The organism is Altererythrobacter sp. Z27 (assembly GCF_052683155.1).
The window spans coordinates 650,840-674,770 of the sequence record NZ_JBQYMC010000001.1; the positions used below are offsets into that span (position 1 = coordinate 650,840).

Sequence of the window (23,931 nt, forward strand, 5' to 3'; positions counted from 1 at the left end):
TCAGGCGTCGATCATCTCCCGATCCACGTCGCCGGCGTGGTTCTGGATGAAGTTGAAGCGATGCTCCGGATTGCGGCCCATCAGCCGGTCGACCAGCTCCTTCACCGCGAAGCGCGCTTCGTGCTGTTCGGGCAGGGTGATGCGGATCAGGCTGCGCGTTTCGGGGCTCATGGTCGTTTCGCGCAGCTGGTTCGGGTTCATTTCGCCAAGGCCCTTGAAGCGGCTGACTTCGACCTTCTTGCCCTTGAACACGCTGGCTTCCAGCTCGCCGCGGTGCGCGTCATCGCGGGCGTAGCGCGTCTCCTTGCCACTGGTGAGCTTGTAGAGCGGCGGCTGCGCCAGGTAGAGATATCCGCCTCGCACCACTTCGGGCATTTCCTGGAAGAAGAACGTCATCAACAGCGTGGCGATATGTGCGCCGTCGACATCGGCGTCGGTCATGATGATGATGCGGTCGTAACGCAGGTTTTCCGGGTCGCAATCCTTGCGCGTGCCGCAGCCAAGCGCGAGCGCGAGATCGGCAATTTCCTGGTTGGCGCGGATCTTGTCAGCCGTTGCGCTGGCAACGTTCAGGATCTTGCCGCGGATCGGCAGGATTGCCTGGCTCTTGCGGTCGCGCGCCTGCTTGGCACTGCCGCCGGCCGAGTCGCCTTCAACGATGAACAGCTCGGTCTCGCGGTCGCCTTCGCCCGAACAATCGGTGAGCTTGCCCGGCAGGCGCAGCTTCTTGGCATTGGTCGCGGTCTTGCGCTTGATCTCGCGCTCGGCCTTGCGCTTGAGCCGTTCGTCCATCCGCTCCATCACGCTGCCCAACAGCGCGCGCCCACGCTCCATATTGGCGGTGAGGAAGTGGTCGAAATGGTCGCGCACGGCATTCTCGACGAGGCGGGTCGCTTCGGGCGAGGTCAGGCGGTCCTTGGTCTGGCTCTGGAACTGCGGATCACGGATGAAGACCGACAGCATCACTTCGCAGCCGGTCATCACGTCATCGGCGGTGATGTCTTTCGACTTCTTCTGGCCGGTCAGCTCGCCAAATGCGCGCAGCCCCTTGGTCAGTGCCGAACGAAGGCCCTGCTCGTGCGTTCCGCCATCGGGGGTAGGCACGGTGTTGCAGTACCAGCTGGTCGAACCGTCGGACCACAGCGGCCAGGCGATCGCCCATTCGACGCGACCCTTTTCCTCCGGAAAATCCTGGCTGCCGGTGAACGGCTGTGCGGTGACGCATTCGCGCGCGCCGACCTGTTCGGCCAGATGGTCCGCAAGGCCGCCGGGGAATTTGAAAGTCGCCTCTTCGGGCACATCCTCGCTGGCGAGCGAAGGGGCACATTTCCAGCGGATCTCGACCCCGGCGAAGAGGTAGGCCTTTGAGCGCGCCAGCTTGAACAGCCGCGCGGGCTTGAACTGGCGGTCGCCGAAGATTTCCTCGTCAGGCGTGAAGCTGACTGTGGTGCCGCGCCGGTTGGGCGTGGGGCCAAGGCTTTCGAGCGGGCCGAGCGTCTGGCCCTTGGCGAATTCCTGCGCGTAAAGCTGGCGGTCGCGCGCCACTTCCACCCGCGTATGGCTGGAAAGCGCGTTGACCACACTGACGCCGACGCCGTGGAGGCCGCCCGAAGTGGCGTAGGCCTTGCCCGAGAACTTGCCGCCCGAGTGCAGCGTCGAAAGGATCACTTCGAGCGTGGACTTGCCCGGGAACTTGGGATGTTCGTCGACGGGAATGCCGCGGCCATTGTCGCTGATCGACAGGCGGTTGCCTTCTTCGAGGCGAACTTCGATCCGGCTTGCATGGCCCGCCACCGCTTCGTCCATCGAGTTGTCGAGCACTTCGGCGGCGAGGTGGTGCAGCGCGCGGTCGTCCGTCCCGCCGATGTACATGCCGGGGCGGCGGCGCACGGGCTCGAGCCCTTCGAGCACTTCGATGGCGGAAGCGTTGTAGTCGCCGCTCGAGGCGGGCGTGTTATCGAACAGATCGTCGGACATGGACAAGCCTATATGCTGCCGCCCAATCGCCGCACAAGCAGGGCACGGGGGTTTTGCTCAGTCGGCGAAGCGGGCGGGCGCCGGATCGACCACGGTCACGTCGCCCGCCTTGACCTCGCGCACTTCCATCGCGCGTTCGATCACGCCGTTGGTGCCGAAGCGGAACGCGCCGTCGAGGCCGAGGAAACCGTCGCGGGCGACGAGCTGGCTGGTGGGGAAGGGCCGCCCGAAGCGCCAGTCACGCGCCACGCGCAGCGTCAGCAGCACGGCGTCGTAACCGAGCGTCGAAATGCGATAGGGCGCATCGCCGAAACGGCTCTGGTAGCTGTCGCGGAAGCGCTGGAAGCGCTGGTTCGAGACTGCCGAGAACAGCGCGCCGCGCAGCGCAGCGGTGCGTGTCAGCGCGCTTTCGCCGCTCCACAATTCGGTGCCGAGGATGCGGGGGGCTGCGCCGCCTTCCTTGAGCGCGGTCGCTCCCTGCGTGGCGAGTTGCACCCCGTCGGCGATCAGCACCGTGTCATATCCGCCCGCTTCGCGCAGCCGGTTCGCGGCGCCGATCACAGCGGTGCTGCCGCGATCATAGCGCTCGGTCCGCTTGAGCAGCCCGCCGTAATTGCGCAGCGCGTCGCTGAGCGCGCTCTGGGCGCGGTCGCCATAATCGCCGGTGGGGAGCAGCGCGGCAAAATTGTTCGCCCCGCGCGACCGCGCAAAAGCGACCGAACGCTCGATCGATTGCTCAGGGATATGGCCCATCACGAATACGTCGCTGCGCGCAACAGTGGTGTTGTTGGAGAAGGAGATCAGCGGCACCCCAGCGCGGCGGGCCACGGATTCCACCGCAGGGACATTCTCCGCCAGCATGGGGCCAAGGATCAGCTTGTTGCCGTCAGCAACTGCCTTGGTCGCGGCGGCACCGGCGCCCTGCGACGTGTCATAGGTGGTGATGCGCAGGTTTTCCGCGCTGGTGTCGAGAATCGCCATATTGGCCGCATTGGCGATCGACTGGCCGACCGGGCCGTTGCGGCCTGTCAGCGGCACCAGGATCGCTATGCGATGGCGCGTTTCGTCGGTTGGAAGTTCGGTCGCGCTCGGCTCGGGCGCGGGGCCCACTTCGGGCGGAGGCCCGCCCGGCCCGGTCTTGGGGATCATCTGACAGCCCGCCAGCAGCAGCGCAGTGCCCCCCACAACCAGGTTGCGCCGATTGAACAAATTCCGCTGCATACTTGCCGACCCTATCCCGGCTGTTCCAAAGAGGCCACGTGAACAGTGACGCATCCGGAACCAGCCTTTCTGAACCTCTTCCAAGAGGCCTCTATATCGTTGCCACGCCGATTGGCAATTTAGGCGATATAACGCTCCGTGCGGTCGATGTCCTGCGGCGCTGCGATGCGGTCGCCTGCGAAGACACAAGGGTGGCGGGCAAGCTGCTCAAACATCTCGACATTTCGAAGCCGCTGATTCGGCATGACGACCACGCGAGCGAGAAAGCGTGCGATGCGCTGGTCGAACGAATGCACAATGAAGCGGTGGCGCTGGTGAGCGATGCGGGCACGCCGCTGATCTCCGATCCCGGTTACCGTCTCGTGCGCGCCGCCCGCGAAGCCGGAGTGGCAGTCACGACCCTGCCCGGGCCATGCGCCGCAATCGCCGGGCTGACGCTGGCAGGCCTGCCGACCGACCGGTTCCTTTTCGCCGGTTTCCTGCCCGTGAAAGACAAGGCGCGCGGCGAGGCGTTGCAGGCGCTGGCGGGGATCGACGCGACGCTGGTATTCTACGAGAGCGGGCCGCGCCTGGTGAAATCGCTCGAAGCGATTGCCGATATGTGGCCCGCGCGCGAAGTCGCGGTCGCACGCGAGCTGACCAAGCTTTACGAGGAATGCCGCACCGGCAGCGCTGCGGAACTTGCCACGCATTATTCGGAGCATCCGCCCAAGGGTGAAATCGTGCTGCTGGTCGCCCCGCCGGGTGCGGAAGAAGCGCCCGAGATCGACGCCGATGCCATGCTGCGTGAGGCGCTGGCCAGCCTCAAGCCCTCGCAAGCGGCGGCGCAGGTCGCCAAGGCGACCGGGCTCGACCGCAAGCAGCTCTACGCCCGGGCGATGGGACTGAAGGCTGGATGAGCCGCCAACGGGCCGAACGGGAAGGGCGTAAGGGCGAATGGCAGGCGGCTGCTTGGCTCCGCCTGAAAGGCTGGACTGTGCTTGGCCAGCGGGTGAAGACCCCGCGCGGGGAAATCGACCTGATCGTGCGGCGCGGTGGCGTGGTCGCCTTCGTCGAAGTCAAATGGCGCCAGCGCGCGGCCGATCTCGACCACGCGATCGACGCTTACCGTTTGCGCCGGGTGGCCGATGCGGTCGAATGCGTGGCGCACAACTATGCTGCGCAGGGCGAGGACATCAGGATCGACGTGATCCTGCTTGCACCCGGCGCCTTCCCGCGCCACATCGTCAACGCTTGGCAGCCCTGAAGGAATTTGCATGTCGTTGCGCGTCGCCGTCCAGATGGACCCGATCGAAACCGTCAACATTGCGACGGATTCGTCCTTCGCCTTGATCGAAGCCGCGCAGAAGCGCGGGCACACGGTTTACGAATATCACGTCGAAAGCCTGACGCTCGATGCGGACGACCGGCTCTATGCGCAATGCTTCCCAGTGACGGTGAAGCCGGTGCAGGGTGACCATGTGACCAAGGGCGAAGCGGTGCGGCTCGATTTGGGCAAGGACATCGACGTCGTGCTGATGCGGCAGGACCCGCCGTTCCACATGGGCTATATCACCGGCACACATTTGCTCGAGCGCATCAAGGGCGAGACGCTGGTGGTCAACGACCCGGTCAGCGTGCGCAACGCGCCCGAAAAGGTGATGGTGCTCGATTTCCGGCAGTTCATGCCGCCCACGTTGATCACCCGCTCGGTCGACGAGGTGCGGCGCTTCATGGCCGAACATGGCGCGGTGGTGGTCAAGCCGATCCACGGCAATGGCGGCAAGGCGATTTTCCGCATCCCCGCGAATGGCGAGAATCTCTCCGCCCTGTTCGAAGTGTTCAACCAGATGTGGCCCGAAGCGCATATGGTGCAGCCCTTCCTTCCCGAAGTGGCCGAGGGCGACAAGCGCATCGTGCTGATTGATGGCGTGGTGGCTGGCGCGATCAACCGCATCCCGGGCGAAGGCGAGTTCCGCTCGAACATGGCCGTGGGCGGCAGCGCCCAGGCGACGACCCTGACCGCGCGCGAGCAGGAAATCTGCGACGCGCTGGGCCCGGTGCTGCGGGAGAAGGGCCTGATCTTCGTCGGGATCGACGTGATCGGCGGCAAATATCTCACCGAGATCAACGTGACTTCGCCCACCGGCATCCGCGCGATCGACCGGTTCAACGGCACCGATACGCCGGGAATGATCTGGGACGCGATTGAAGCCAGGCTAAGGTGAGTCCGCTTTCGGGAACCTTGAGATCGTAACGGTGCCGTCCGAAACTGGGTGGAAAGCGGACTAAAAATCAAATGACACTCTAGCTTTCGAAGCATTAGATTGCATCAGGGCCGCGTGAAATTGGTTTGGAGCAGAAGAACGGTCTTCCGACACGGTTCGCTCGATTGTATCCAGTGATGGAAATCGCAGTCTTCGTCGCAGCCACCAGCTAGCCTTCACATGTGATGCCTTAGCGACAATCTCATTAAGCTCGTCGATTGAAGTTTGATTTGCCAGCACTGCGAGCCAGAAACTACAAAATGTATCCAGATATTCGTCGTTCGCTGAGTGATAGACTGGCGCTGAAGCCAAGCAGTCTCTAAACCGTTCTGCAGCTTCTAGTGACCTGTTTTCCAATATCAAAAGGATCGCGTCGGTCGCGGCATAATACTTGTTGAGTTTGGGTTCAGTTGCAAGCAACCGATCCATCCATTTCCTCGATTGCACGAGCTTGCGGCGACCAAAAAAATAGTCCGAAATTAAACAGAGGAATATTCCTCGTAATGTCATCCGAAGCCTCCAATCGACAACATCTAGTCCAATTTCATGTCAATGTCCGCAATTGGGTCGTTAGCCGAACGTCTTCTTTTTGCCCAAGTCACCTCTTTTTCGCCCTTGGATGGGCGTCGCGGTAATTCTCGAGCATCGTTGCCGCATCGACCTTGGTGTAGATCTGGGTCGAGCCGAGCGAAGCATGGCCTAGCAATTCCTGCAGGCTCCTGAGGTCTGCTCCTGCTCCTAGCAAGTGCGTGGCGAAGCTGTGCCGCAGGGCATGGGGCGTGGCCGTGTCGGGCAGGCCGAGCGCGCGGCGCGCCTGTGCCGTTGCCTTCTGCACCATGCCGGGGCTAAGCGTACCGCCCTTGGCGCCCCGAAACAGCGGCTCGTCCGCAGCCAGCGGCCAGGGGCATTTCGCGCAATAATCCGCCACCGCAGCGCGGGTGATCGGCAGGATCGGCACCATGCGCTGCTTGCCGCCCTTGCCGGTGACCTGCAGCACTTCCCCCAGAGGTGCGTCGCGACCCTTAAGCGACAGCGCCTCGGCGATGCGCAGGCCCGAACCATAAAGCAGCAGCAGCACCGCCCGGTCGCGCGCGCCGATCCAGCCTGCCTTGGCATTTCCGGCGACCAGTTTGGCGAGGTTGCTCGCTTCGTCAGGCGTAACGGGGCGGGGCAGGCCTTTCTTGACCCGCGGGCCGCGCAGCCGCGGTGCGGCGGGGTCGGGATCGCCCGATTGCTGGCGGGCATAGGCGATGAAGGATTTGAGTGCGGAAAGTTCGCGTGCTGCACTGGCGTTGCCAATGCCCTCCGCGCGGCGGTTCGCCAGATGGCGGCGCAGATCATGCGCTTCGAGGCAGGCGACGCCTTCCCAATCGGCAAGGCCTAGCGCCTTGAGCAGCCGGTCTGCACAGCCGAGATAGGCGCGCACGGTGTGCGGGCTGCGCCTGCGGCTGTGCACCAGTTCGCCGCGCCATGCCTCGAGCAAATCGGCGGCGGTGCTCATGCGCTGACCAGCCCGTCACCGACGATCTCGCCCAGCAGCGCGTCGAGCAGCGGCATTCCCGCCGGGGTAAGGGCGATGCGCTCGCTGTCCTGCCGGACCAACCCGAGTTCGCGGTGGAGCGCCAGTCGCTCGGCATCGACCAGCGCCGCACGGTCGATCCCGAAACGGGTGGCAAGCGCGGCCAGGTCGACACCTTCGGCGAGCCGCAGCCCGACTAGCAGCGCTTCGGAGGCTTGCTCGGCGGTGCCAAGCCGTCGCTCGGTCTTGATCCCATGGCCGCTGGCTTGGGCCGAGGCGAGAAAATTCTCGGGCTTCTTGTGCCGCTCGGTGGCGATACCCTGCCGCCGCCCATGCGCGCCGGGGCCGATCCCGCAATAGTCCTGGTAGCGCCAGTATGTGAGGTTGTGGCGGCTTTGCTGCCCGGTTCTGGCGTGGTTGCTGATCTCGTATGCGGGCAACCCCTCCGCTGCGGTCATTTCCTGTGTCAGGGCGTAGAGATCGGCAGCCGGTTCGTCCTCCAACGGACTGAATTTGTTCAATCTTACGTCGGTCGCGAAGCGCGTGTTGGGCTCGATGGTGAGCTGATAGAGCGACATATGATTGGTGCCCAGCGCCAATGCGCGAGCCAGTTCGCCAGCCCATTGCTCCCCGGTCTGGCCGGGACGGGCATAGATCAGGTCGATGCTCACCCGGTCGAAATTTTCCTGCGCTGTGGCCACAGCGCGGAGGGCTTCGTCTACACCGTGCAAACGCCCAAGGAAATGTAAGGTATCATCCTCAAGCGATTGAACACCCAGCGAAACACGGTTCACTCCAGCAGCGGCGAGGGCCGCGAAATTGCTCGCTTCGACCGAGGACGGATTGCCTTCCAGTGTGATCTCGATCGCCGGATCGAAGCCCCACAATTGCTCCGCTTCTTCCAGCAGCGCCCCAACCAGCGCGGGCGGCATCAGCGAGGGCGTTCCACCGCCGAAGAAGATCGAATGGAGCGGCTCGCCTGTGGCAATTTCCGCTTCGTGCTGCATGTCTGCCAGCAGCGCAGCCTGCCATTGCGCCAAGTCGACCCCTTCGCGAACATGGCTGTTGAAGTCGCAATAGGGGCATTTCTTCAGGCAAAAGGGCCAGTGGATGTAGAGTGCGCGCGCCACGAGGCGGCTATTTCACGGTCTGTTAAGCGCTGCAAGTCAAGCTGCACCCATGCGCACCGCAATTGCATCCATGGCCCTCGTCACGATCGCGCTCGGCGGCGCTGCCGCGGCAAATAGCGAACTGCCGATCGAACGCCCGGCAAGCCGCTTTGCAGCCGAGCTGCTCGATGCCCACAATTCCGAGCGCGAGAGCTTTGGGGCGCCGCCATTGCAATGGAGCCCCAAGCTCGCGCGGGAAGCACAGCAATGGGCGCAGCGGCTCGCGAGCGAAGGCCGCATGCGCCACGCCACCAACGATGAGCGCGGCGGTGCGGGCGAGAACCTCTGGATGGGCAGCGCCGGTGCCTATCCGGCGCGTTTCATGGTCCGCGCCTTCATCGACGAGAAGCAACACTTCCGCGCCGGGACTTTCCCGCACATCTCGCAAACCGGCAATTGGCGCGATGTGGGGCATTACACACAAGTCGTCTGGCCGGGCACACAGGAACTGGGCTGCGCGGTCGCGCGCAATCAGGATGACGACTTCCTCGTCTGCCGATACTGGCCGGCAGGCAATACCTATGGGGTCGAGATCAGGCGGCTCGCCGCCCGCTGATCACGCGCCGAACTGGTCAGCCACCAGCTTTGCAAAGGCATCGGCGCGATGGCTGCTGGCGTGCTTCTGCTCAGGATCGATCTCGGCGAAGGTTTGCGTGCCTCCCGTAGGCACGAACACTGGGTCGTAGCCGAAGCCTAGCGTGCCGCGCGGCGGCCAGGTGAGCGATCCGGCGCAAGTGCCTTCATAGACTGCGCTCTCGCCATCCGGCCATGCAATCGCCAGTACGCAATGGAATGCCGCACTGCGATCCACATTGGGGCCGAGGTGCTGCAACATGCCTTCGACCTTGCCCATCGCCATATACCAGTCGCGCCCCGGCTCGCCTTCGAACCATTGCCGCTCGGCCCAGTCCGCAGTGTAAACACCAGGCCTGCCGCCCAGCGCATCGACCGAAAGGCCGCTATCATCGGCCAGCGCGGCGAGGCCGGAGGCTTCCGCAGCGGCTCGTGCCTTGATCATTGCATTCTGGACGAAACTCGTGCCCGTTTCGGGCGGCTCGGGCAGGCCAAGCGACCCGGCCGACAGGCATTTTACGCCATAGGGCGCGAGCAGGGCCGAGATTTCTTTCAGCTTCCCCGCATTATGCGTGGCGATGACCAGCGAGCCGCCGCCGAGCCTGCGTGTCACTTCACCGCGTCCAGCTGTGCAGTGAAGATCCGGTCGCAGCCGATCCGCGCTAGGCGGAGCAAGCGCAGCAGGCCCTCTTCGTCATAGGTTGCGCCTTCGGCCGTCGCCTGCACCTCGGCGATCTGGCCGCCGGTGATCAGCACGAAATTGGCGTCGGCATCGGCGCTCGAGTCCTCATCATAGTCGAGGTCGAGCACAGGTGTGCCCTTGAAGATGCCGCAGCTGATGGCTGCGACCTGGCCGATGATCGGGTCTTCCTTGATGTCGCCGGCGGCGATGAGGCCGTTGACCGCCATTCTCAGCGCAATCCACGCGCCGGTAATCGAAGCGGTGCGGGTGCCGCCATCGGCCTGGATCACATCGCAATCGAGCGTGATCTGGCGCTCGCCCAGCTTGCGCAGGTCAACCACGGCGCGCAAGGATCGCCCGATCAGGCGCTGGATTTCCTGTGTGCGGCCCGATTGCTTGCCTTTGGCAGCCTCGCGCGCGCCGCGGGTATGTGTGGCGCGCGGGAGCATCGAGTATTCGCCCGTGACCCAGCCTTCGCCCTTGCCGCGCATCCATGGCGGAACATTGCGTTCGACGCTGGCGGTGCAGAGCACGCGAGTGTCGCCGAAGCTGATCAGGCACGAACCTTCGGCGTGCTTGGTGAATCCGGTTTCGATATTGATGGCGCGCATTTCGTCGGGCGCGCGGCCTGAAGGTCGCATGTGGTTTCCTTATGATCGAGTCGTTGTTGCCGCCCTAGGCGCTGAGGGCGGCCTCTCGCAAGGCTTGAGGCTGCATCGCAAGACGCTAGATAAGGGGCATGTCTTCGCCGCCCATCTCCGAGCTGACCGACCGTGCGCGCGAGATCTTTCGTCTTGTGGTCGAAGGCTATCTCGAAAGCGGGCAGCCGGTCGGCTCGAAGACGCTCGCGCATGACAGCGGGATCAACCTTTCGCCGGCTTCGATCCGTTCTGTGCTGGCCGATCTCGAATCTGCCGGACTGCTGGCTGCACCGCATACCAGCGCCGGCCGGATGCCGACCGAAAGCGGCCTCAGGCTGTTTGTCGACGGGATGATGCGCGTTGCGGAGCCGACGCCCGAAGAGCGCGCGGCGATCGAAGGAAGGCTGAGCGGCAATGGCCCGATCGAGCAGGCGCTGGAGCAAACCAGCGCGATCCTGTCCGACCTGTCGGGCGCAGCGGGAATGGTGATGGTGCCGACGCGCGAAGCGCGCCTGGCGCAGTTCAGCCTACTCAATCTTGGGCAGGGGCGAGCTTTGGCGGTGCTGGTGAGCGAGGATGGCGCGGTTGAAAATCGCGTGGTCGAGATCGGCAGGGGCATCACGCCCTCCGCGCTCGAACAGGCGAGCAATTACATCACCGCGCGGCTCGCGGGCCGCACAATGGCCGAGGCATCGCGAGCTATCTCGCGTGAAATCGCGGCGGGCCAGACGCAGCTCGATGCGGCGAGCCGGGAACTGGTTGAACGCGGCCTCGCGATCTGGAGCCGCGACGCGGCGCAGCGCCCGGTGCTGATCGTGCGCGGGCAGGCGAACCTGCTCGACGAGGCAGCGCTTCACGATATCGAGCGGGTGCGCAGCCTGATCGAAGACCTTGAAAGCAAGCAGTCGGTCGCCGAACTGCTCGAAACCGCGCGCGAGGCCGAGGCTACGCGCATTTTCATCGGCAGCGAGAACCGGCTGTTCGCTTTGTCGGGATCGTCAGTCATCGCTTCACCCTATCGCGATCGCGAGGGCAGGGTGGTAGGAGTGCTGGGGGTGATCGGGCCAACGCGGTTGAATTACGCGCGCGTGATCCCCATGGTGGATTTGACCGCCCGTTCGCTGGGCAAGCTCATCGGATAGCTTTGGAACATTACGACATGAACGAGAACGACAAACCGCGCGACGAAGCGGTTGAAAAGGAACTGGAAGGCGTGCCGGAGGAATTCCTCGACAAGTCCGACGCGGAAACCGTCGAAGAAGAAACCAGCGGCCTCGACAAGGCGCTCGACCGCCTGCGTGAAGACCTGGAAGTTGCCAAGCAGGAAGTGCTCTATGCCAAGGCGGAAACGCAGAATGTGCGTCGCCGCATGGAAAAGGACATCCAGGATGCACGCGCCTATGCCGCGACCGGTTTCGCCCGCGACATGCTGAGCGTGCTCGACAATCTGGAACGCGCCACCGCTGCGATTCCCGCCGAACTGCGCGAGGATGACAAGATGAAGGGCCTCGTCACCGGCATTGACGCGACCTTGCGCGAGCTTGAGAAGGTGTTCGGCCAGCATGGCATCAGCCGCATCGCATCGGTCGGGCTTCCGCTCGATCCCAACCAGCACCAGGCGATGATGGAAATCCCGAGCGACGGACACGCGCCGGGCACAGTCGTGCAGGAAATGCAGTCAGGCTATATGATCCGCGACCGTTTGCTGCGCCCCGCGATGGTGGCCGTGGCCAAGAAGCCGGACTGATAGAATTCCAATTCGGGAGAGGATGATGGGAACTGCGGTTGCGAGGGCGGCGGTTCTCGCTCTCCTGCTCACTGGTGCGCCGGCCTTCGCGCAGGATAGCGCGGATGACCAGCTGGCGGCGCTCGCCAACAGCTATCGCGATCACCGGCTTGCTTCGTGGGAGCGGGTCGAAAAGCCCGATGGCAGCAGCGAAGCGAGCGAGCGTATGCCATCGGTCACTCCCGAGGCATATGCGGAGCGCGCGCGCTATGCATCCGACGTATTGGCGAAGCTCGATGCGATCGATGAGGGCGGGCTTTCGGAAAAGGCCAGGATCGACGCGGCTGTCCTGCGCACTCTCCTGAATGAAGAGATCGGCGACGCGCAGTTCCGCGAATGGGAAATGCCGTTCGATTCTGACAATAATTTCTGGAGCTATCTCGCTGCACCATTCCCGCTCCAATCGGTCGAAGAGTACGAGCGTTACATTTCCCGATTGCGCGACTTGCCGCGCTATTTCGAGGAGCAGAAGGCCAACGCGCGCGCCGGGTTGAAGCGTGGCTTCAGCGTACCGCGTGTCACGCTTGAAGGCCGCGATGTGTCGCTGGCGTCCTACGTGGTCGATGATCCGAAAAAGAGCCGGTTCTGGGCGGCGTTTTCGATCATGAACCCCTCAAGGATACCCACTGGCGAAGGCGTTCGTCTGCAACTGGAAGGACGCGAAGTTATCGAGCAGTCCGTCATTCCGGCTTATCGCGATTTCCTGAAATTCTTCCGCGAGGAATATCTTCCCCAGACCCGCGAGACGCTCGCAGCAGAGGCAATGCCCGATGGCCCGGACTACTACCAGCAGCAGATCCGGCAATACACCACGCTCGACCTGACAGCGGCGCAAATCCACCAGATCGGGCTCGACGAGGTGGCGCGGATCACCGCCGAGATGGAGAAGGTGAAGGCGGAAGCGGGTTTCGAAGGCTCGCTGGACGAATTCGTCCATTTCCTGCGCACAGACCCGCAATTCGTCGCGCGCACCCCCGACGAGTTGATGGGCGTCTCAGCCTATGTCGCAAAGCGCGTCGACGGCAAGATCGGCGATTACTTCGGCTTCCTGCCGCGGCATCGCTTCTCGATCATCGAAGTCGATCCTGCGATCGCGCCCTTCTACACTGCAGGGCGGGGCGGGTTGAAATCCTGCCAGATGAACACTTACGACCTGCCTTCGCGCCCGCTCTACAACATTCCCGCGCTGACGCTGCACGAGTGCGCGCCGGGTCACAGTTTCCAGGCGGCCGTCGGTCTGGAGCAGCCCGAGGCGGCACGGTTCCGGCGCGGCGTCTATTTCTCAGGGTTTGGCGAGGGCTGGGGCCTCTACACTGAGTATCTCGGCGAAGAGATGGGGATCTATCGCACCCCCTATGAGCGTTTCGGCAAGCTGAGCTACGAGATGTGGCGCGCGGTAAGGCTGGTGATCGATACCGGCATTCATCACTATGGCTGGAGCCGCGAACAGGCGGTCGATTATCTTGCCTCACGAACCGCGCTGTCGACGCATGAGGTCAATACCGAGGTCGATCGCTACATCAGCTGGCCGGGGCAGGCGCTTGCCTACAAACTGGGCGAAATGACGATTCGGCGCGTGCGCGCCAAGGCTGAGGCCGAACTCGGACCCAAGTTCGACATCCGCAAGTTCCACGATGTGGTGCTGTCGCTCGGTTCGGTGCCGCTATCTGTCCTCGAGGAACGGATCGACGCCTTCATCGCCGATGGCGGGCAGGGCCTTGAGGGCGTGAATTACGAGTAGTGGACTATGCGGCTGCTGATTTAACGACGGCCAAGCCTTTCTTTATCGCCAGCGATTCCGCGATGCCCGATAGTTTGATCTTCGCATCAGTCAGCTCGGCAATTGTAAGAACCAGGCCCTTGCGACCGTAGGGATGCTGCTCTTGCACATTTGCAAAGTAGGCGTGAGCAGTGCCCGAAATCGCAATGACTTCCATACGGCTATGTACAACATCGCAACGCAGGCCGTTTAGTATCTTCAGATCAGCCAAGAGCCGCTCAATCCGGGCCTTCTCCGATTTGGAGTAGTTCGGGCCTGCCGGTTGTTTCACCAAAACCTCGATATTTTGGGACATCAGCGGTTTCGAAGGTTGCTCAAATGATGTGAGCAGCTTGCGAACAGCTATATCGGCTGCATTGTGGGCATCGATGAAATCGCTGCGGGCTATTGCGAAGCGTTGATTGGCAGGGAGTTCCGAGGTCATACCCTTTCTGACCACAAAAGCCCCTGCCAAAAGGTAAATCACACTAGCTGCGCGGCATTCTCGTCGCGGTGTTTCTTCAGATATTTCATGAAGGGCGTGCCGCCAGTGCCTACATCGGGGTCGTTCCCGGCAATGCTTCCCGCCTGCTTGTTGATGTAGCTCGCGGCATATTCGAGGTGCCGCGTGCGGAACCGCGCCGATTGCTCGAGGCAGGCGTTGAACGCATCCTTGAGCGACTGCGATCCCGATCCACTGACGAATGTCCGCAGGTTCGATTGCGCCGCTAGGTCTTCGATGAAGCGGCGATGCGGCACCGGACGATAGTGATGCAGCTCGTCGAGGAACGACTTGAGCGGGTCATCGCTATGTCCGACCTGGAACAGCGCATCCATCGCCGGGACGATGCTCGACTGGCTGCCGGTCTGGCCGCGCAGCGCCTGCGGCTTGCCGCCTAGCTTCTCCACACCCTCGTAGATCAAGCCGCCGCCCGCCAGCGCGGGATTGTTGGCCCAGCCATGGATGTAGGGGCGTACGCGGTGGAAATAGACGTAAGGATCGCAGCGTTCGGGCATGCGTGCAAAATGGCCATAAATCCGTTCCCAAGCCTGGTCCATTTCGACCAGTAGGTGCTCGGCTTCGTCCTCGTCGCCCTGCTGGGCCGCAGCCACCAGCCTGGCGGCATTGTCGAGCAGCACGCCTGCTTCGGCTTCGATCGCGACATGGACCAGCACGAACCAGTTCTCGTCATCGCCGCCGGCGAAGTTCTGGTACATGTAGATATTGTCGAGCGACACAGGCGCAGATTTGTCGAGGCGCGCCCAATTGTCGAGCACATAGCCAGAATAAGGCAGCAGCGGAGCCTGGCCCAAGCGGTCTGATATCGCCACCATCGGGCGTGCAAGGTTGGCCGGTAGCGACGCCGGCGGGGTCGCTTCGCCCCAGACATAGGCCTGCACGAGGAAGGAATAGTGCACCATCGCGGTGCGGACTTCTTCGTCTGGCGCTTCGAGAGCCCATTCCTCAAGGACAGGGTCGGCCAACTGGTCGAGCCAATGGCGCACGCGCCCGCTCGAGATCAGGCCTGACAGATTCTGGGCTGCCTGCTTCACGCTCGCGAAATGCGAGGGCAGGGTGATTTCATCGATTTCGTAATGCGAAAGATAGCCTCGCTCGCGCGAAAGCCCGTACTCCTTGATATCCATGTGGGACTCATTGGCCGGGCGCGGGTTGGGCCGCCCGGAACGGAGATTTGGTATCAATTGAAACCGGGTTACTCAACCCGAGCCGGTGGAAAACCCTGCGCGTATCCGATCAGAGATGAAGCACCATCTGGAGATTGCAGCGATCATAGGGTGTCGGCCAAACTTCATCCGGCCCAAGCGCACGGAAACCATAGCGTTCGTAAAGCGCGGTCGCTGCCTCAAGCTTGGCGTTGGTTTCGAGCCAGATCGCATCGGCTTGCTGTTCGCGGGCGAATTCGATCAGGCGCTCCATGATCGCCGAACCGATCCCACGCCTTTGCGCGGCCAGGTCGGTCGTCATCTTGATTACTTCGAGCCATTTCCTGCCATCTTCGGGACAATTCGACGCAGGCAATATCGCTCCCGTGCCGACAACCCAGCCATTGGCATCGGCGATGGCGATAAAACCGCCTTTGTCGAGGATTGCAGTTTGCGGGTGCTCAAGCTGGCGCAGGTCGGACTCTTCGAGTTCGAACAGTTCCTCGATCCATCGTTTGTTGAGCGCGGCAAAGGCCGGCGCATCGGCCGGACGAAAGGCGCGGATATCCCAGTTTCTGATCGTCACGCTCTCTCCCCTCCGAAGTCCAGCAGCGCTTCATAGGCGGCGGCATCGACTCCTTCTGCAACGCGAACCCCTTTGCGAAGCAGAAATGCATGCTTCACGATCTCGGCCTGTTGTTCAATCCCATAATGCGAAAGCGGTCGACCAGGCACCAGGCTGTAGTCATAGCGCGCCCACGGCATGCGGTTGAGAATCAGGTGCCAGCGCCCGCGCGCTTGCACCTGCCACACGTGCACCATTTCGTGGATGAAGAAGCCCTGCAAAGGCATGCTGGCATGCGCGAAATCATCGCAATAGGCCCTGCTCAGAGGATGAAAATGCAAGTGCCCGAATGGTGCCATGACCATACGACGAGGCTGGAATGGAAACCATTTTCGTCGCCGGATGCGCACAGGTTCATAGTCGATTGCGCTTCCGAATATGGAGCGCGCCAGCGCGACTTCGCTGGAAGTGAGGGGCCGCTCGCCGCCGGGTGGGCAGGCATGGGCGGCCCCGCTTTGCTTCAAATCAACGAAAGGTCCGCTCAGCGATCATCCCCCGCGGCCTTCACATCGGCCTCGAACGAATACTTGTCACCGCCCGAAACGGTCAGAGTAACTTCAACCTTGCTGCCCGGCTGGATATCCGGAGAAAGGTTGAAGGCCATGATGTGATAACCGCCCGGTTCGAAAGCGATTTTCGTTCCCTTGGTGATGGCGATCGGCATGGTTTCGCCCATCTCCATCTTGCCATTGTATTCGGCATAGGCGTGCATCTGCGATTGCTCGGCACCCGCCACGTCGGCGCGGCGGATCGAAAGCCCGCGGTCGCCCTCATAAGCCAGGTCGAAATAGACCGCCGCCGGATTGCCCGCGACAGGAGGCAGGACGAGTCGCGCGTTTTCGACGCTCAGGCCCGGCACGCCCGCAGGCGCCTCAGCCACCGGCTCGGACCTTTCGCCACAGGCGGCAAGCGCCATGCTGGACGCGAGCAAGGCCACGGCAGCGATACGGGTTATTTTCATACTTGGTTTCTCCCCTTGGTACAGGGTGAAAAACTAGAGTGCTGCGTCCCTTGTGCCAAGCGAAACCGCACCTATATCACCCGCATAACACACCGGACGGACTGAGCCGCCGAGCTGCTTTGCCGCTTTTGGAAAGCACATTGTGCGGTGTCCAAGAACTGAATGGATGGGAACAGAATGGCCAAAGTTATCGGTATCGACCTCGGCACCACCAACTCCTGCGTGTCGGTCATGGATGGGGGCAAACCCAAGGTAATCGAGAATTCGGAAGGTGCACGTACCACGCCTTCGATCGTCGCGTTCACCAAGGACGGCGAGCGCCTTATCGGCCAGCCTGCCAAGCGGCAGGCGGTGACCAACCCCGATAACACGGTTTTCGCAGTGAAGCGCCTGATCGGCCGCCGCTTTGACGATCCCATGACCAAGAAGGACATGGAGCTCGTCCCCTACAACATCGTGAAGGGCAAGAATGGCGACGCCTGGGTCAATGCCGGCGGCGAAGACTATTCCCCCTCGCAAATTTCCGCCTTCATCCTGCAGAAGATGAAGGAAACCGCCGAAAGCTATCTCGGCGAAACCGTGACGCAGGCGGTGATCACCGTTCCGGCTTACTTCAACGACGCGCAGCGGCAGGCGACCAAGGACGCCGGCCAGATCGCCGGGCTTGAAGTGTTGCGCATCATCAACGAGCCGACCGCTGCTGCGCTCGCCTATGGCCTCGAGAAGGACGACGGCAAGACCATCGCGGTCTATGACCTTGGTGGCGGCACTTTCGACGTTTCGATCCTCGAAATCGGCGACGGCGTGTTCGAAGTGAAGTCGACCAATGGTGACACCTTCCTGGGCGGCGAAGATTTCGACAGCACGATCGTCGAATATCTCGCAGACGAGTTCAAGAAGAAGGAGAACATGGATCTCCGTTCGGACAAGCTCGCGCTGCAGCGCCTGAAGGAAGCTGCCGAAAAGGCGAAGATCGAGCTTTCGAGCTCGGCGCAGACCGAAATCAACCTGCCCTTCATCACCGCGCGCATGGAAGGCGGCAGCTCGACCCCGCTGCACCTCGTCGAAACGCTGACCCGTTCGAAGCTGGAGCAGCTCGTGGGCGATTTGATCAAGCGCACCCTCGAACCCTGCAAGAAGGCGCTGGCCGATGCCGGTATCGACAAGGGCGCGGTTGACGAAGTGATCCTGGTCGGCGGGATGACCCGCATGCCCAAGGTGCGCGAAGTGGTCGAAGACTTCTTCGGCAAGAAGCCGCACACCGGCGTGAACCCAGACGAAGTCGTTGCCATGGGCGCGGCGATCCAGGCGGGCGTGCTGCAGGGCGACGTCAAGGACGTGCTGCTTCTCGACGTGACCCCGTTGTCGCTGGGCATCGAAACGCTGGGCGGCGTGTTCACCCGCATGATCGACCGCAACACTACCATCCCGACCAAGAAGACGCAGGTCTATTCGACTGCCGAAGACAACCAGCAGGCAGTGACGATCCGCGTGTTCCAGGGCGAGCGCGAAATGGCGGCGGACAACAAACTGCTCGGCCAGTTCGACCTCGTCGGCATCCCGGCCGCGCCGCGCGGCGTCCCGCAGATCGAAGTGACCTTCGACATCGACGCCAATGGCATCGTGAACGTCTCGGCCAAGGACAAGGGCACCGGCAAGGAACAGCAGATCCGCATCCAGGCTTCGGGTGGCCTTTCGGACGCCGACATCGACCAGATGGTTCGCGATGCCGAGAAGTTCGCCGAGGAAGACAAGAAGCGTCGCGAATCCGCAGAAGCGCGCAACCAGGCCGACAGCCTGGTCCACGCGACCGAGAAGCAGCTCCAGGAACATGGCGACAAGGTCGATGCCGACACCAAGGCAGCGGTCGAAACGGCGCTCGCCGAAGCCAAGTCTGCACTGGAAGGTGACGATGTCGCGGCGATTACCGCCAAGGCGCAAGCGCTGACCGAAGCGGCCATGAAGATGGGCCAGCAGATCTACGAAAAGGAGCAGGCCGCTGCATCCTCCCCCGGTGCGGGCGATGCGGGCGCTTCGGAACAGGCTGCCGACGAGGAAGTCGTCGATGCCGAGTTCTCCGAAGTCGACGAAGACAACAACAAGGGCTGATGTCCTGATGAAAACCTTGTTCGCCACCAGTGCATCCCGCGCTGGTGGCGGCTAGGTTTCAAGCGGGCGGGTTCCTATGGCTTCTACCGACATCGATTATTACGAGCTGCTCGAGGTCAGTCGCGACGCCGATGGCGCGACGATCAAGAGTGCCTATCGCAAGCTGGCGATGAAATATCACCCGGATCGCAATTCCGGGTGCACCGACAGCGAAGCGAAGTTCAAGGCGATCAACGAGGCCTATGACTGCCTCAAGGATCCGCAAAAGCGTGCGGCTTACGACCGCTTCGGCCATGCCGCCTTCCAGCAGGGAATGGGCAATGGCGGCGGCTTCGGCGGCGGGCGCGGGCATGGCGCTTCGGACTTCGGCGACATTGGCGACATCTTCGAAACGATTTTCGGCACTGCCTTTGGCGGTGGCGGCGGAGGTCGGGCGCAGCCACGGCGCGGCGCCGACTTGCGCTATGACCTTGAAGTGACTCTGGACGAGGCGTTTCATGGAAAGACGATCGAGCTCGAAATCGAAGTGTCGCAGAATTGCGAAAGCTGCTCGGGCTCGGGCGCCACGCCGGGCACAGGCGAGCGCGAATGCCGCATGTGCGACGGCCAGGGCAAGGTCCGCGCCAAGCAGGGCTTCTTCGTGATCGAACGCCCGTGCCCGACCTGCCATGCGCGGGGCAGGGTGATCGAGGATCCTTGCAAGGAATGTCGCGGCGAAGGACGGGTTGACCGTCCGCGTGCGATCGAGGTGGAAGTTCCGCCGGGGGTCGATACCGGAACCCGCATCCGACTGGCAGGCAAGGGCGAGGCCGGGCCGCGCGGCGCACCTCCGGGCGATCTCTACATCTTCGTCCACGTGAAGCCGCATCCGGTGTTTCAGCGCGAAGGCACCACGCTGGCGACCCGCGTTCCGATCAGTTTCACGACTGCGGCGCTTGGCGGCACAGTAGAAATTCCCGACCTTGGCGGCGATACGAACTCGGTCGAAATCCCGGTCGGGATCCAGTCGGGCAAGCAATTGCGCGTGCGCGGGGCGGGCATGCCTGTGCTGCAGGGCCGGGGCCGGGGCGACCTTGTGGTCGAGATTGCGGTCGAAACGCCCACCAAGCTTTCGAAGAAGCAGAAGGAACTGCTCCAGCAATTCCGCGATACCGAAACCGGTGAGGAATGCCCCGAGAGCAAAGGCTTCTTCGACCGCCTGAAGGACGCTTTCGGCGGATAGCTAGAGGCGTGTGGTAAAGCGGGCGGCAATCTCCGCCCGCAACCCTTCGAGCAGCTTGCGCGAACAGCGCCCTGCAGCAAGTTCCTCCTCGATGATTGCTTCGAAGGCAGCGCGCTTGAAGCTGCGGCAATCGTGTTCCTCGATGCCGCTCCCGATCCCGATGGTCGAGCAGACCAGGTCGATCATCCGTTCCGCGCCATGCAGGCGCCCCCAAATGTAATCGTTTTCGCGATAGGCGCGGCTGAAGAACGCCCCGAAATTGTAGAATTCGATCCCGCGCAGGGTTGCACGCGCGCCTCCTTCGCGGATCGACTGCGCGTCCTCGGGCGAAATGCGATCGACCTTGACCGGATCGTATTCGATCACGCCTTCCTGCCGGAGCAGGGGAAGCGTCGCCACATCGTAATAGGGGAAGCCGAGATAGCCGAGCAGCATGCGCCGCCGGAGAAGCTTCGGCATCTGCGTCAGCGCATCGGCCAAACGATCTTCGGCAGCATCGTCCACTTCCGGCAGCAGGCGGACGCTGGCGAGGTAGTCGAGCACCGCGCCCGGATCGTCGAACACACGGCGGGCAACAGCGGCAAATCCGCTTCCGAGCGCAGCAAGCGTATCGCGCTCATAATAATGGCTCAGGATCAGGTAGATCTCGTTCCGCGCGAGGTCGAGCGCATCGTCCGGTATATCCGGATCGCGCTCCCAATCGCGCGACAGCCTTTGCGCCAGCAGGCGAAGCCGGCGGATACGGAAGCCGATGTCGTGCGCGCGGAAGAAGGCGATGGCCGCCTCGCTCGCGCCCGCCTTGGGGTCCGACAATTCGTTCAGGCCACGGCGTTCAAGCTCCTCGCGCAGCGCGGCTTCGATGGCATTCGGATCAGGCTGGTCGAGCTCGGGAACGGCTTCATGCACCAGTCGTGCAAGCCGCTCGACGATCCCGGCGAACTTCACATGCGCATAAGAATGGAAGGCATAGCCGGAATTCTCGGCAGCGGCCTGCTGTGCCTTGGCTCGCCAGGCGTGCAGCCTCTTCGGTGTCGGGCGATCAAGGAAGAAGGTCCGCCCGAACAGCTTTTCGACTTCACGTTCGACTTCAGGTCGCAGGCCCGCCAACGTCTGCTGAAGGCGCGATGCGTCGCGCGACTGGCGCTGGAGATGCTCGAGATTGTCGCGGATGGGCTGTTCGCGCGGAAGTATGGAGATCGAACCGAACAGGGCGGAAAAGAAGCCGACGGGCTTGGGGTTCTCCTCGTTCATCACAGCGACCCGGTCTGGCCGGGGATCGATATAAACGAAACGCCGGTCCACCTCGCGGTGGCTCGGGCGCCCGTGCAGTGCCGCGATCGCCCCTTCGAAGGGCGCATTGACCAGCACCGATCCGTCGATGAGCGCGACTTTCTCGGCCTCGCCGCGCCGCATGCGGACTGGCATGACCCGGTGCAGGAAGGCCTCGCGCGTCGGCCACTCGCGCTCGCGGCGTGCCGCAAGCCGGTCGATCTCGGCCAGTTCCAGCGCCGGGAACGCGCCGGGGAAACTCGCGGTTGCGCGCGCAGCGAAGGTCAGCTCTAGCGGATCGGCCAAGCCAGGCCCCGACTGGGTCGGCGTTTGCCCGCGGAAATGGATCGGCAGGCGGTGCTCGCTTTCTTCCACCACCGGCGGGCTGTTCAGCCGCAGCATCACGCGGTGTCCGCGGAAATCGGTTGCCGTTACGTACAGGTCGAGCGGGTGATAGGGCGGCAATAGCGGCGGGCCGGGCGCCTCGCTGCGCATCGCCTGGAGCGCATCGAACAGCAGGTTCGAAAAATTGTCGCCGGAGAAGGGAGGCTCGAACCAGCGGCTGCGAATGAAGCGCGAAACCTTGCGGCGAACTTCGCTGCGCGTCTCGGGCGCGACGCTCTCGGACACGGCATTGCCCGGGCGAGTGAACAGCCACCACGCGATCGGTTGTGCCCAGAATTTGGCGAAACGCCACACCGGCCGCGCATCGGGGTCCAGCAACTTCTCGACGTCGGCATTCTTGAGCCACAAATCGGTCAGTGGTTCCAGCGAATGCCCCGAATAGAGCGCTTGCGACAGGAATACTGCGTTGATCCCGCCCGCGCTGGCTCCTGAAAGGATATCGGGCAGCACGCGCAGTTTCAGGCCGCGGTGCAGTTCGATATGGGCGAGCAGGTCCTGATAGATTCGCGCGACCCCGCCGGGCATCTCTTCGCCGCCATGGTGGGCGCGGCTTGCGCGCGCGAGGTGCCATAGCTCCTTGGTTACGCCATGCATGTAGACTGCAAGGCTGACGCCGCCGTAGCAGACCAAGGCAATGCGCAGTTCCTTCTGGTGCATTTAGCCTTGATGGCGGGGATATCGCGCGAAGGCAATTGCGTTCTATCTATGTTCTGTTTATCGACCGCGAATGGCCAAGACCAAGAAGCGCTTTATTTGCCAGGCTTGCGGCAGCGTATCCCCCCGCTGGCAGGGGCAATGCCCCGATTGCGCCGAGTGGAACACGCTGGTCGAAGATGCGCCTGCGACGGTGTTCTCGCAGAAGCACGATCTGTCGCGCGGTGGGCGCGCGGTTGAATTCGTCGAACTCAATACGCCCTCGGAGCTGCCGGTGCGGCGCGCCACGGGGCTTGCGGAATTCGACCGCGCACTGGGCGGAGGACTGGTGCCGGGCTCAGCCGTGCTGATGGGCGGCGATCCGGGCATAGGCAAATCGACCCTGCTGCTCCAGACCGCAGCAACGATCGCCCGAAGCGGGGCGCCGGTGGTCTATGTCAGCGGCGAGGAAGCCGCGGGGCAGGTCCGCATGCGTGCCGCACGCCTTGGCCTGGCCGATGCGCCGATCCGGCTCGCGGCGGAAACTTCGGTTCGCGATATCCTGACCACGCTTGGGCAGATGGAGCCACCCGCGCTGCTGGTGATCGATTCGATCCAAACGATGTATTCGGACACGATCGAAGGCGCTCCGGGAACGGTCAGCCAGGTGCGCGGCTGCGCTTTCGAACTGATCCGCTATGCCAAGGAAAATGGCGTCGCGCTGGTACTGGTCGGCCATGTCACCAAGGACGGGTCGATCGCCGGACCGCGCGTACTCGAACACATGGTAGATGTGGTGATGAGCTTCGAAGGGGAGCGCAGCCACCAGTACCGCATCCTGCGCGCGCTCAAGAATCGCTTCGGCGCGGTCGACGAGATTGGCGTGTTCTCGATGGTGAGCGAAGGACTGGAAGAGGTCAGCAACCCTTCGATGCTGTTCCTGTCCGGACGCGACCAGCCTTTGGCCGGGAGCGCGGTTTTCCCCGCACTGGAAGGCACTCGCCCGGTGCTGGTCGAGATACAGGCGCTGATCGTGCGGCTCCAATCGGGGGCAACCCCGCGCCGTTCGGTGGTGGGCTGGGACAGTGGCAGGCTGGCCATGCTGCTGGCGGTGCTGGAATCGCGCTGCGGGCTCAATTTCAGCTCGGCCGAAGTCTATCTCAACATCGCGGGCGGCTATCGCTTGTCCGACCCTGCAGCCGACCTTGCAGTGGCGGCGGCACTGGTTTCGGCTCTGGCCGACCGGCCATTGCCCGATCGCTCGGTGTGGTTTGGCGAATTGTCGCTGGCGGGCGAGATTCGCCCCGTGGCACATGCATCCTTGCGCCTGAGGGAAGCCGAGAAGCTCGGCTTCGGCATGGCCTTCGGGCCGTCCGATGTTGCGAACGGTTCGGCGAAGCTCGATTATCGCGGTATGGGACAAGTCGCGAAGCTCGTTGACCGAGTGATGGCAAACCCATAATCCTCGG

The 23,931-nt window shown here is 63.0% G+C and carries 23 protein-coding genes; 10 read left to right on the forward strand and 13 right to left on the reverse strand.

Annotated elements, in window-relative coordinates:
* Entirely contained in the window at nt 1-1,977 is a 1,977-nt protein-coding gene (gene parE, locus ACUJ47_RS03270) for a DNA topoisomerase IV subunit B (RefSeq protein WP_445537021.1), read from the reverse strand.
* A 57-nt stretch (nt 1,978-2,034) separates the two neighbouring features.
* Complete coding sequence (locus ACUJ47_RS03275) at nt 2,035-3,198, reverse strand: penicillin-binding protein activator (protein ID WP_445537022.1); 1,164 nt, start codon at nt 3,196-3,198, stop codon at nt 2,035-2,037.
* 38 nt (nt 3,199-3,236) lie between these two features.
* Between ACUJ47_RS03275 and rsmI the strand changes: the two genes are divergently transcribed.
* From rsmI to gshB, 3 genes are read left to right on the forward strand one after another with little or no spacing between them, the layout of a single operon-like run.
* On the forward strand, nt 3,237-4,097 hold the full coding sequence (rsmI, locus tag ACUJ47_RS03280; RefSeq protein WP_445537023.1) for a 16S rRNA (cytidine(1402)-2'-O)-methyltransferase: 861 nt from the start codon (nt 3,237-3,239) through the stop codon (nt 4,095-4,097).
* Nucleotides 4,094-4,444, forward strand: a complete 351-nt coding sequence (locus tag ACUJ47_RS03285; protein WP_445537024.1) for a YraN family protein — start codon at nt 4,094-4,096, stop codon at nt 4,442-4,444. The genes rsmI and ACUJ47_RS03285 overlap by 4 nt, the downstream gene beginning before the upstream one ends.
* A gap of 10 nt (nt 4,445-4,454) precedes the next feature.
* A complete protein-coding gene (gene gshB, locus ACUJ47_RS03290) occupies nt 4,455-5,405 on the forward strand; it encodes a glutathione synthase (protein ID WP_445537025.1) in 951 nt (316 codons plus the stop codon).
* A 60-nt stretch (nt 5,406-5,465) separates the two neighbouring features.
* Here gshB and ACUJ47_RS03295 read toward each other — a convergent pair whose 3' ends face one another.
* From ACUJ47_RS03295 to hemW, 3 genes are all read right to left on the reverse strand, one after another.
* Entirely contained in the window at nt 5,466-5,873 is a 408-nt protein-coding gene (locus tag ACUJ47_RS03295; RefSeq protein WP_445537026.1) for a hypothetical protein, read from the reverse strand.
* Between the two features lie 169 nt (nt 5,874-6,042).
* On the reverse strand, nt 6,043-6,945 hold the full coding sequence (locus tag ACUJ47_RS03300; protein ID WP_445537027.1) for a tyrosine recombinase XerC: 903 nt from the start codon (nt 6,943-6,945) through the stop codon (nt 6,043-6,045).
* Nucleotides 6,942-8,093, reverse strand: coding sequence for a radical SAM family heme chaperone HemW (gene hemW / locus ACUJ47_RS03305; RefSeq protein WP_445537028.1), 1,152 nt, complete (start codon nt 8,091-8,093; stop codon nt 6,942-6,944). The genes ACUJ47_RS03300 and hemW overlap by 4 nt, the downstream gene beginning before the upstream one ends.
* 49 nt (nt 8,094-8,142) lie before the next feature.
* Here hemW and ACUJ47_RS03310 point away from each other — a divergent pair, with 49 nt between their 5' ends.
* The gene (locus ACUJ47_RS03310) at nt 8,143-8,688 is read left to right on the forward strand and encodes a CAP family protein (RefSeq protein ID WP_445537029.1); all 546 of its coding nucleotides are present in this window, start codon (nt 8,143-8,145) and stop codon (nt 8,686-8,688) included.
* On the opposite strand, the gene rdgB is transcribed toward ACUJ47_RS03310, so the two are convergent.
* Both rdgB and rph read right to left on the reverse strand, forming a co-directional pair.
* Entirely contained in the window at nt 8,689-9,318 is a 630-nt protein-coding gene (gene rdgB, locus ACUJ47_RS03315; protein WP_445537030.1) for an RdgB/HAM1 family non-canonical purine NTP pyrophosphatase, read from the reverse strand. It abuts the gene before it with no gap.
* Nucleotides 9,315-10,028 carry a ribonuclease PH gene (gene rph / locus ACUJ47_RS03320; RefSeq protein WP_445537031.1) on the reverse strand — a complete coding sequence of 238 codons (714 nt, stop codon included), beginning with the start codon at nt 10,026-10,028 and terminating at the stop codon, nt 9,315-9,317. The genes rdgB and rph overlap by 4 nt, the downstream gene beginning before the upstream one ends.
* A gap of 98 nt (nt 10,029-10,126) precedes the next feature.
* Here rph and hrcA point away from each other — a divergent pair, with 98 nt between their 5' ends.
* From hrcA to ACUJ47_RS03335, 3 genes are read left to right on the forward strand one after another with little or no spacing between them, the layout of a single operon-like run.
* Nucleotides 10,127-11,170, forward strand: a complete 1,044-nt coding sequence (gene hrcA / locus ACUJ47_RS03325) for a heat-inducible transcriptional repressor HrcA (RefSeq protein WP_445537032.1) — start codon at nt 10,127-10,129, stop codon at nt 11,168-11,170.
* Between the two features lie 17 nt (nt 11,171-11,187).
* On the forward strand, nt 11,188-11,775 hold the full coding sequence (gene grpE, locus ACUJ47_RS03330; protein ID WP_445537033.1) for a nucleotide exchange factor GrpE: 588 nt from the start codon (nt 11,188-11,190) through the stop codon (nt 11,773-11,775).
* A 22-nt stretch (nt 11,776-11,797) separates the two neighbouring features.
* Complete coding sequence (locus ACUJ47_RS03335) at nt 11,798-13,555, forward strand: DUF885 domain-containing protein (RefSeq protein WP_445537034.1); 1,758 nt, start codon at nt 11,798-11,800, stop codon at nt 13,553-13,555.
* 4 nt (nt 13,556-13,559) lie between these two features.
* Here ACUJ47_RS03335 and ACUJ47_RS03340 read toward each other — a convergent pair whose 3' ends face one another.
* The 5 genes from ACUJ47_RS03340 to ACUJ47_RS03360 form a co-directional block, all read right to left on the reverse strand.
* The gene (locus ACUJ47_RS03340; RefSeq protein ID WP_445537035.1) at nt 13,560-14,018 is read right to left on the reverse strand and encodes a hypothetical protein; all 459 of its coding nucleotides are present in this window, start codon (nt 14,016-14,018) and stop codon (nt 13,560-13,562) included.
* A 38-nt stretch (nt 14,019-14,056) separates the two neighbouring features.
* A complete protein-coding gene (locus ACUJ47_RS03345; RefSeq protein WP_445537036.1) occupies nt 14,057-15,220 on the reverse strand; it encodes an indoleamine 2,3-dioxygenase in 1,164 nt (387 codons plus the stop codon).
* Between the two features lie 109 nt (nt 15,221-15,329).
* Nucleotides 15,330-15,824 (reverse strand): GNAT family N-acetyltransferase, encoded by a 495-nt coding sequence (locus tag ACUJ47_RS03350; RefSeq protein WP_445537037.1) that lies wholly within the window; start codon nt 15,822-15,824, stop codon nt 15,330-15,332.
* Nucleotides 15,821-16,327, reverse strand: coding sequence for a vgr related protein (locus ACUJ47_RS03355; RefSeq protein ID WP_445537038.1), 507 nt, complete (start codon nt 16,325-16,327; stop codon nt 15,821-15,823). The genes ACUJ47_RS03350 and ACUJ47_RS03355 overlap by 4 nt, the downstream gene beginning before the upstream one ends.
* Before the next feature lie 17 nt (nt 16,328-16,344).
* Complete coding sequence (locus ACUJ47_RS03360) at nt 16,345-16,824, reverse strand: copper chaperone PCu(A)C (protein WP_445537039.1); 480 nt, start codon at nt 16,822-16,824, stop codon at nt 16,345-16,347.
* 177 nt (nt 16,825-17,001) lie between these two features.
* Between ACUJ47_RS03360 and dnaK the strand changes: the two genes are divergently transcribed.
* Complete coding sequence (gene dnaK, locus ACUJ47_RS03365) at nt 17,002-18,933, forward strand: molecular chaperone DnaK (protein WP_445537040.1); 1,932 nt, start codon at nt 17,002-17,004, stop codon at nt 18,931-18,933.
* A gap of 76 nt (nt 18,934-19,009) precedes the next feature.
* Nucleotides 19,010-20,155 carry a molecular chaperone DnaJ gene (gene dnaJ / locus ACUJ47_RS03370; protein ID WP_445537041.1) on the forward strand — a complete coding sequence of 382 codons (1,146 nt, stop codon included), beginning with the start codon at nt 19,010-19,012 and terminating at the stop codon, nt 20,153-20,155.
* Here the strand turns inward: dnaJ and ACUJ47_RS03375 are convergent, their stop codons facing one another.
* Entirely contained in the window at nt 20,156-22,486 is a 2,331-nt protein-coding gene (locus ACUJ47_RS03375; protein WP_445537042.1) for a patatin-like protein, read from the reverse strand. It lies immediately after the preceding gene.
* 70 nt (nt 22,487-22,556) lie between these two features.
* Here ACUJ47_RS03375 and radA point away from each other — a divergent pair, with 70 nt between their 5' ends.
* Complete coding sequence (radA, locus tag ACUJ47_RS03380) at nt 22,557-23,924, forward strand: DNA repair protein RadA (RefSeq protein WP_445537043.1); 1,368 nt, start codon at nt 22,557-22,559, stop codon at nt 23,922-23,924.
* Nucleotides 23,925-23,931 lie beyond the last annotated feature (7 nt).

Excerpts from the sequence above, each read along its gene's own strand:
- radA (WP_445537043.1), top strand. The coding sequence starts at position 22,557 with ATGGCCAAGACCAAGAAGCGCTTTATTTGCCAGGCTTGCGGCAGCGTA.
- ACUJ47_RS03340 (WP_445537035.1), bottom strand. The coding sequence starts at position 14,018 with ATGACCTCGGAACTCCCTGCCAATCAACGCTTCGCAATAGCCCGCAGC.
- ACUJ47_RS03295 (WP_445537026.1), bottom strand. The coding sequence starts at position 5,873 with ATGGATCGGTTGCTTGCAACTGAACCCAAACTCAACAAGTATTATGCC.
- rph (WP_445537031.1), bottom strand. The coding sequence starts at position 10,028 with ATGCGACCTTCAGGCCGCGCGCCCGACGAAATGCGCGCCATCAATATC.
- ACUJ47_RS03335 (WP_445537034.1), top strand. The coding sequence starts at position 11,798 with ATGATGGGAACTGCGGTTGCGAGGGCGGCGGTTCTCGCTCTCCTGCTC.
- ACUJ47_RS03375 (WP_445537042.1), bottom strand. The coding sequence starts at position 22,486 with ATGCACCAGAAGGAACTGCGCATTGCCTTGGTCTGCTACGGCGGCGTC.
- ACUJ47_RS03285 (WP_445537024.1), top strand. The coding sequence starts at position 4,094 with ATGAGCCGCCAACGGGCCGAACGGGAAGGGCGTAAGGGCGAATGGCAG.
- grpE (WP_445537033.1), top strand. The coding sequence starts at position 11,188 with ATGAACGAGAACGACAAACCGCGCGACGAAGCGGTTGAAAAGGAACTG.
- parE (WP_445537021.1), bottom strand. The coding sequence starts at position 1,977 with ATGTCCGACGATCTGTTCGATAACACGCCCGCCTCGAGCGGCGACTAC.
- dnaJ (WP_445537041.1), top strand. The coding sequence starts at position 19,010 with ATGGCTTCTACCGACATCGATTATTACGAGCTGCTCGAGGTCAGTCGC.
- ACUJ47_RS03275 (WP_445537022.1), bottom strand. The coding sequence starts at position 3,198 with ATGCAGCGGAATTTGTTCAATCGGCGCAACCTGGTTGTGGGGGGCACT.
- gshB (WP_445537025.1), top strand. The coding sequence starts at position 4,455 with ATGTCGTTGCGCGTCGCCGTCCAGATGGACCCGATCGAAACCGTCAAC.
- dnaK (WP_445537040.1), top strand. The coding sequence starts at position 17,002 with ATGGCCAAAGTTATCGGTATCGACCTCGGCACCACCAACTCCTGCGTG.
- ACUJ47_RS03360 (WP_445537039.1), bottom strand. The coding sequence starts at position 16,824 with ATGAAAATAACCCGTATCGCTGCCGTGGCCTTGCTCGCGTCCAGCATG.
- ACUJ47_RS03300 (WP_445537027.1), bottom strand. The coding sequence starts at position 6,945 with ATGAGCACCGCCGCCGATTTGCTCGAGGCATGGCGCGGCGAACTGGTG.
- hrcA (WP_445537032.1), top strand. The coding sequence starts at position 10,127 with ATGTCTTCGCCGCCCATCTCCGAGCTGACCGACCGTGCGCGCGAGATC.
- ACUJ47_RS03310 (WP_445537029.1), top strand. The coding sequence starts at position 8,143 with ATGCGCACCGCAATTGCATCCATGGCCCTCGTCACGATCGCGCTCGGC.
- ACUJ47_RS03345 (WP_445537036.1), bottom strand. The coding sequence starts at position 15,220 with ATGGATATCAAGGAGTACGGGCTTTCGCGCGAGCGAGGCTATCTTTCG.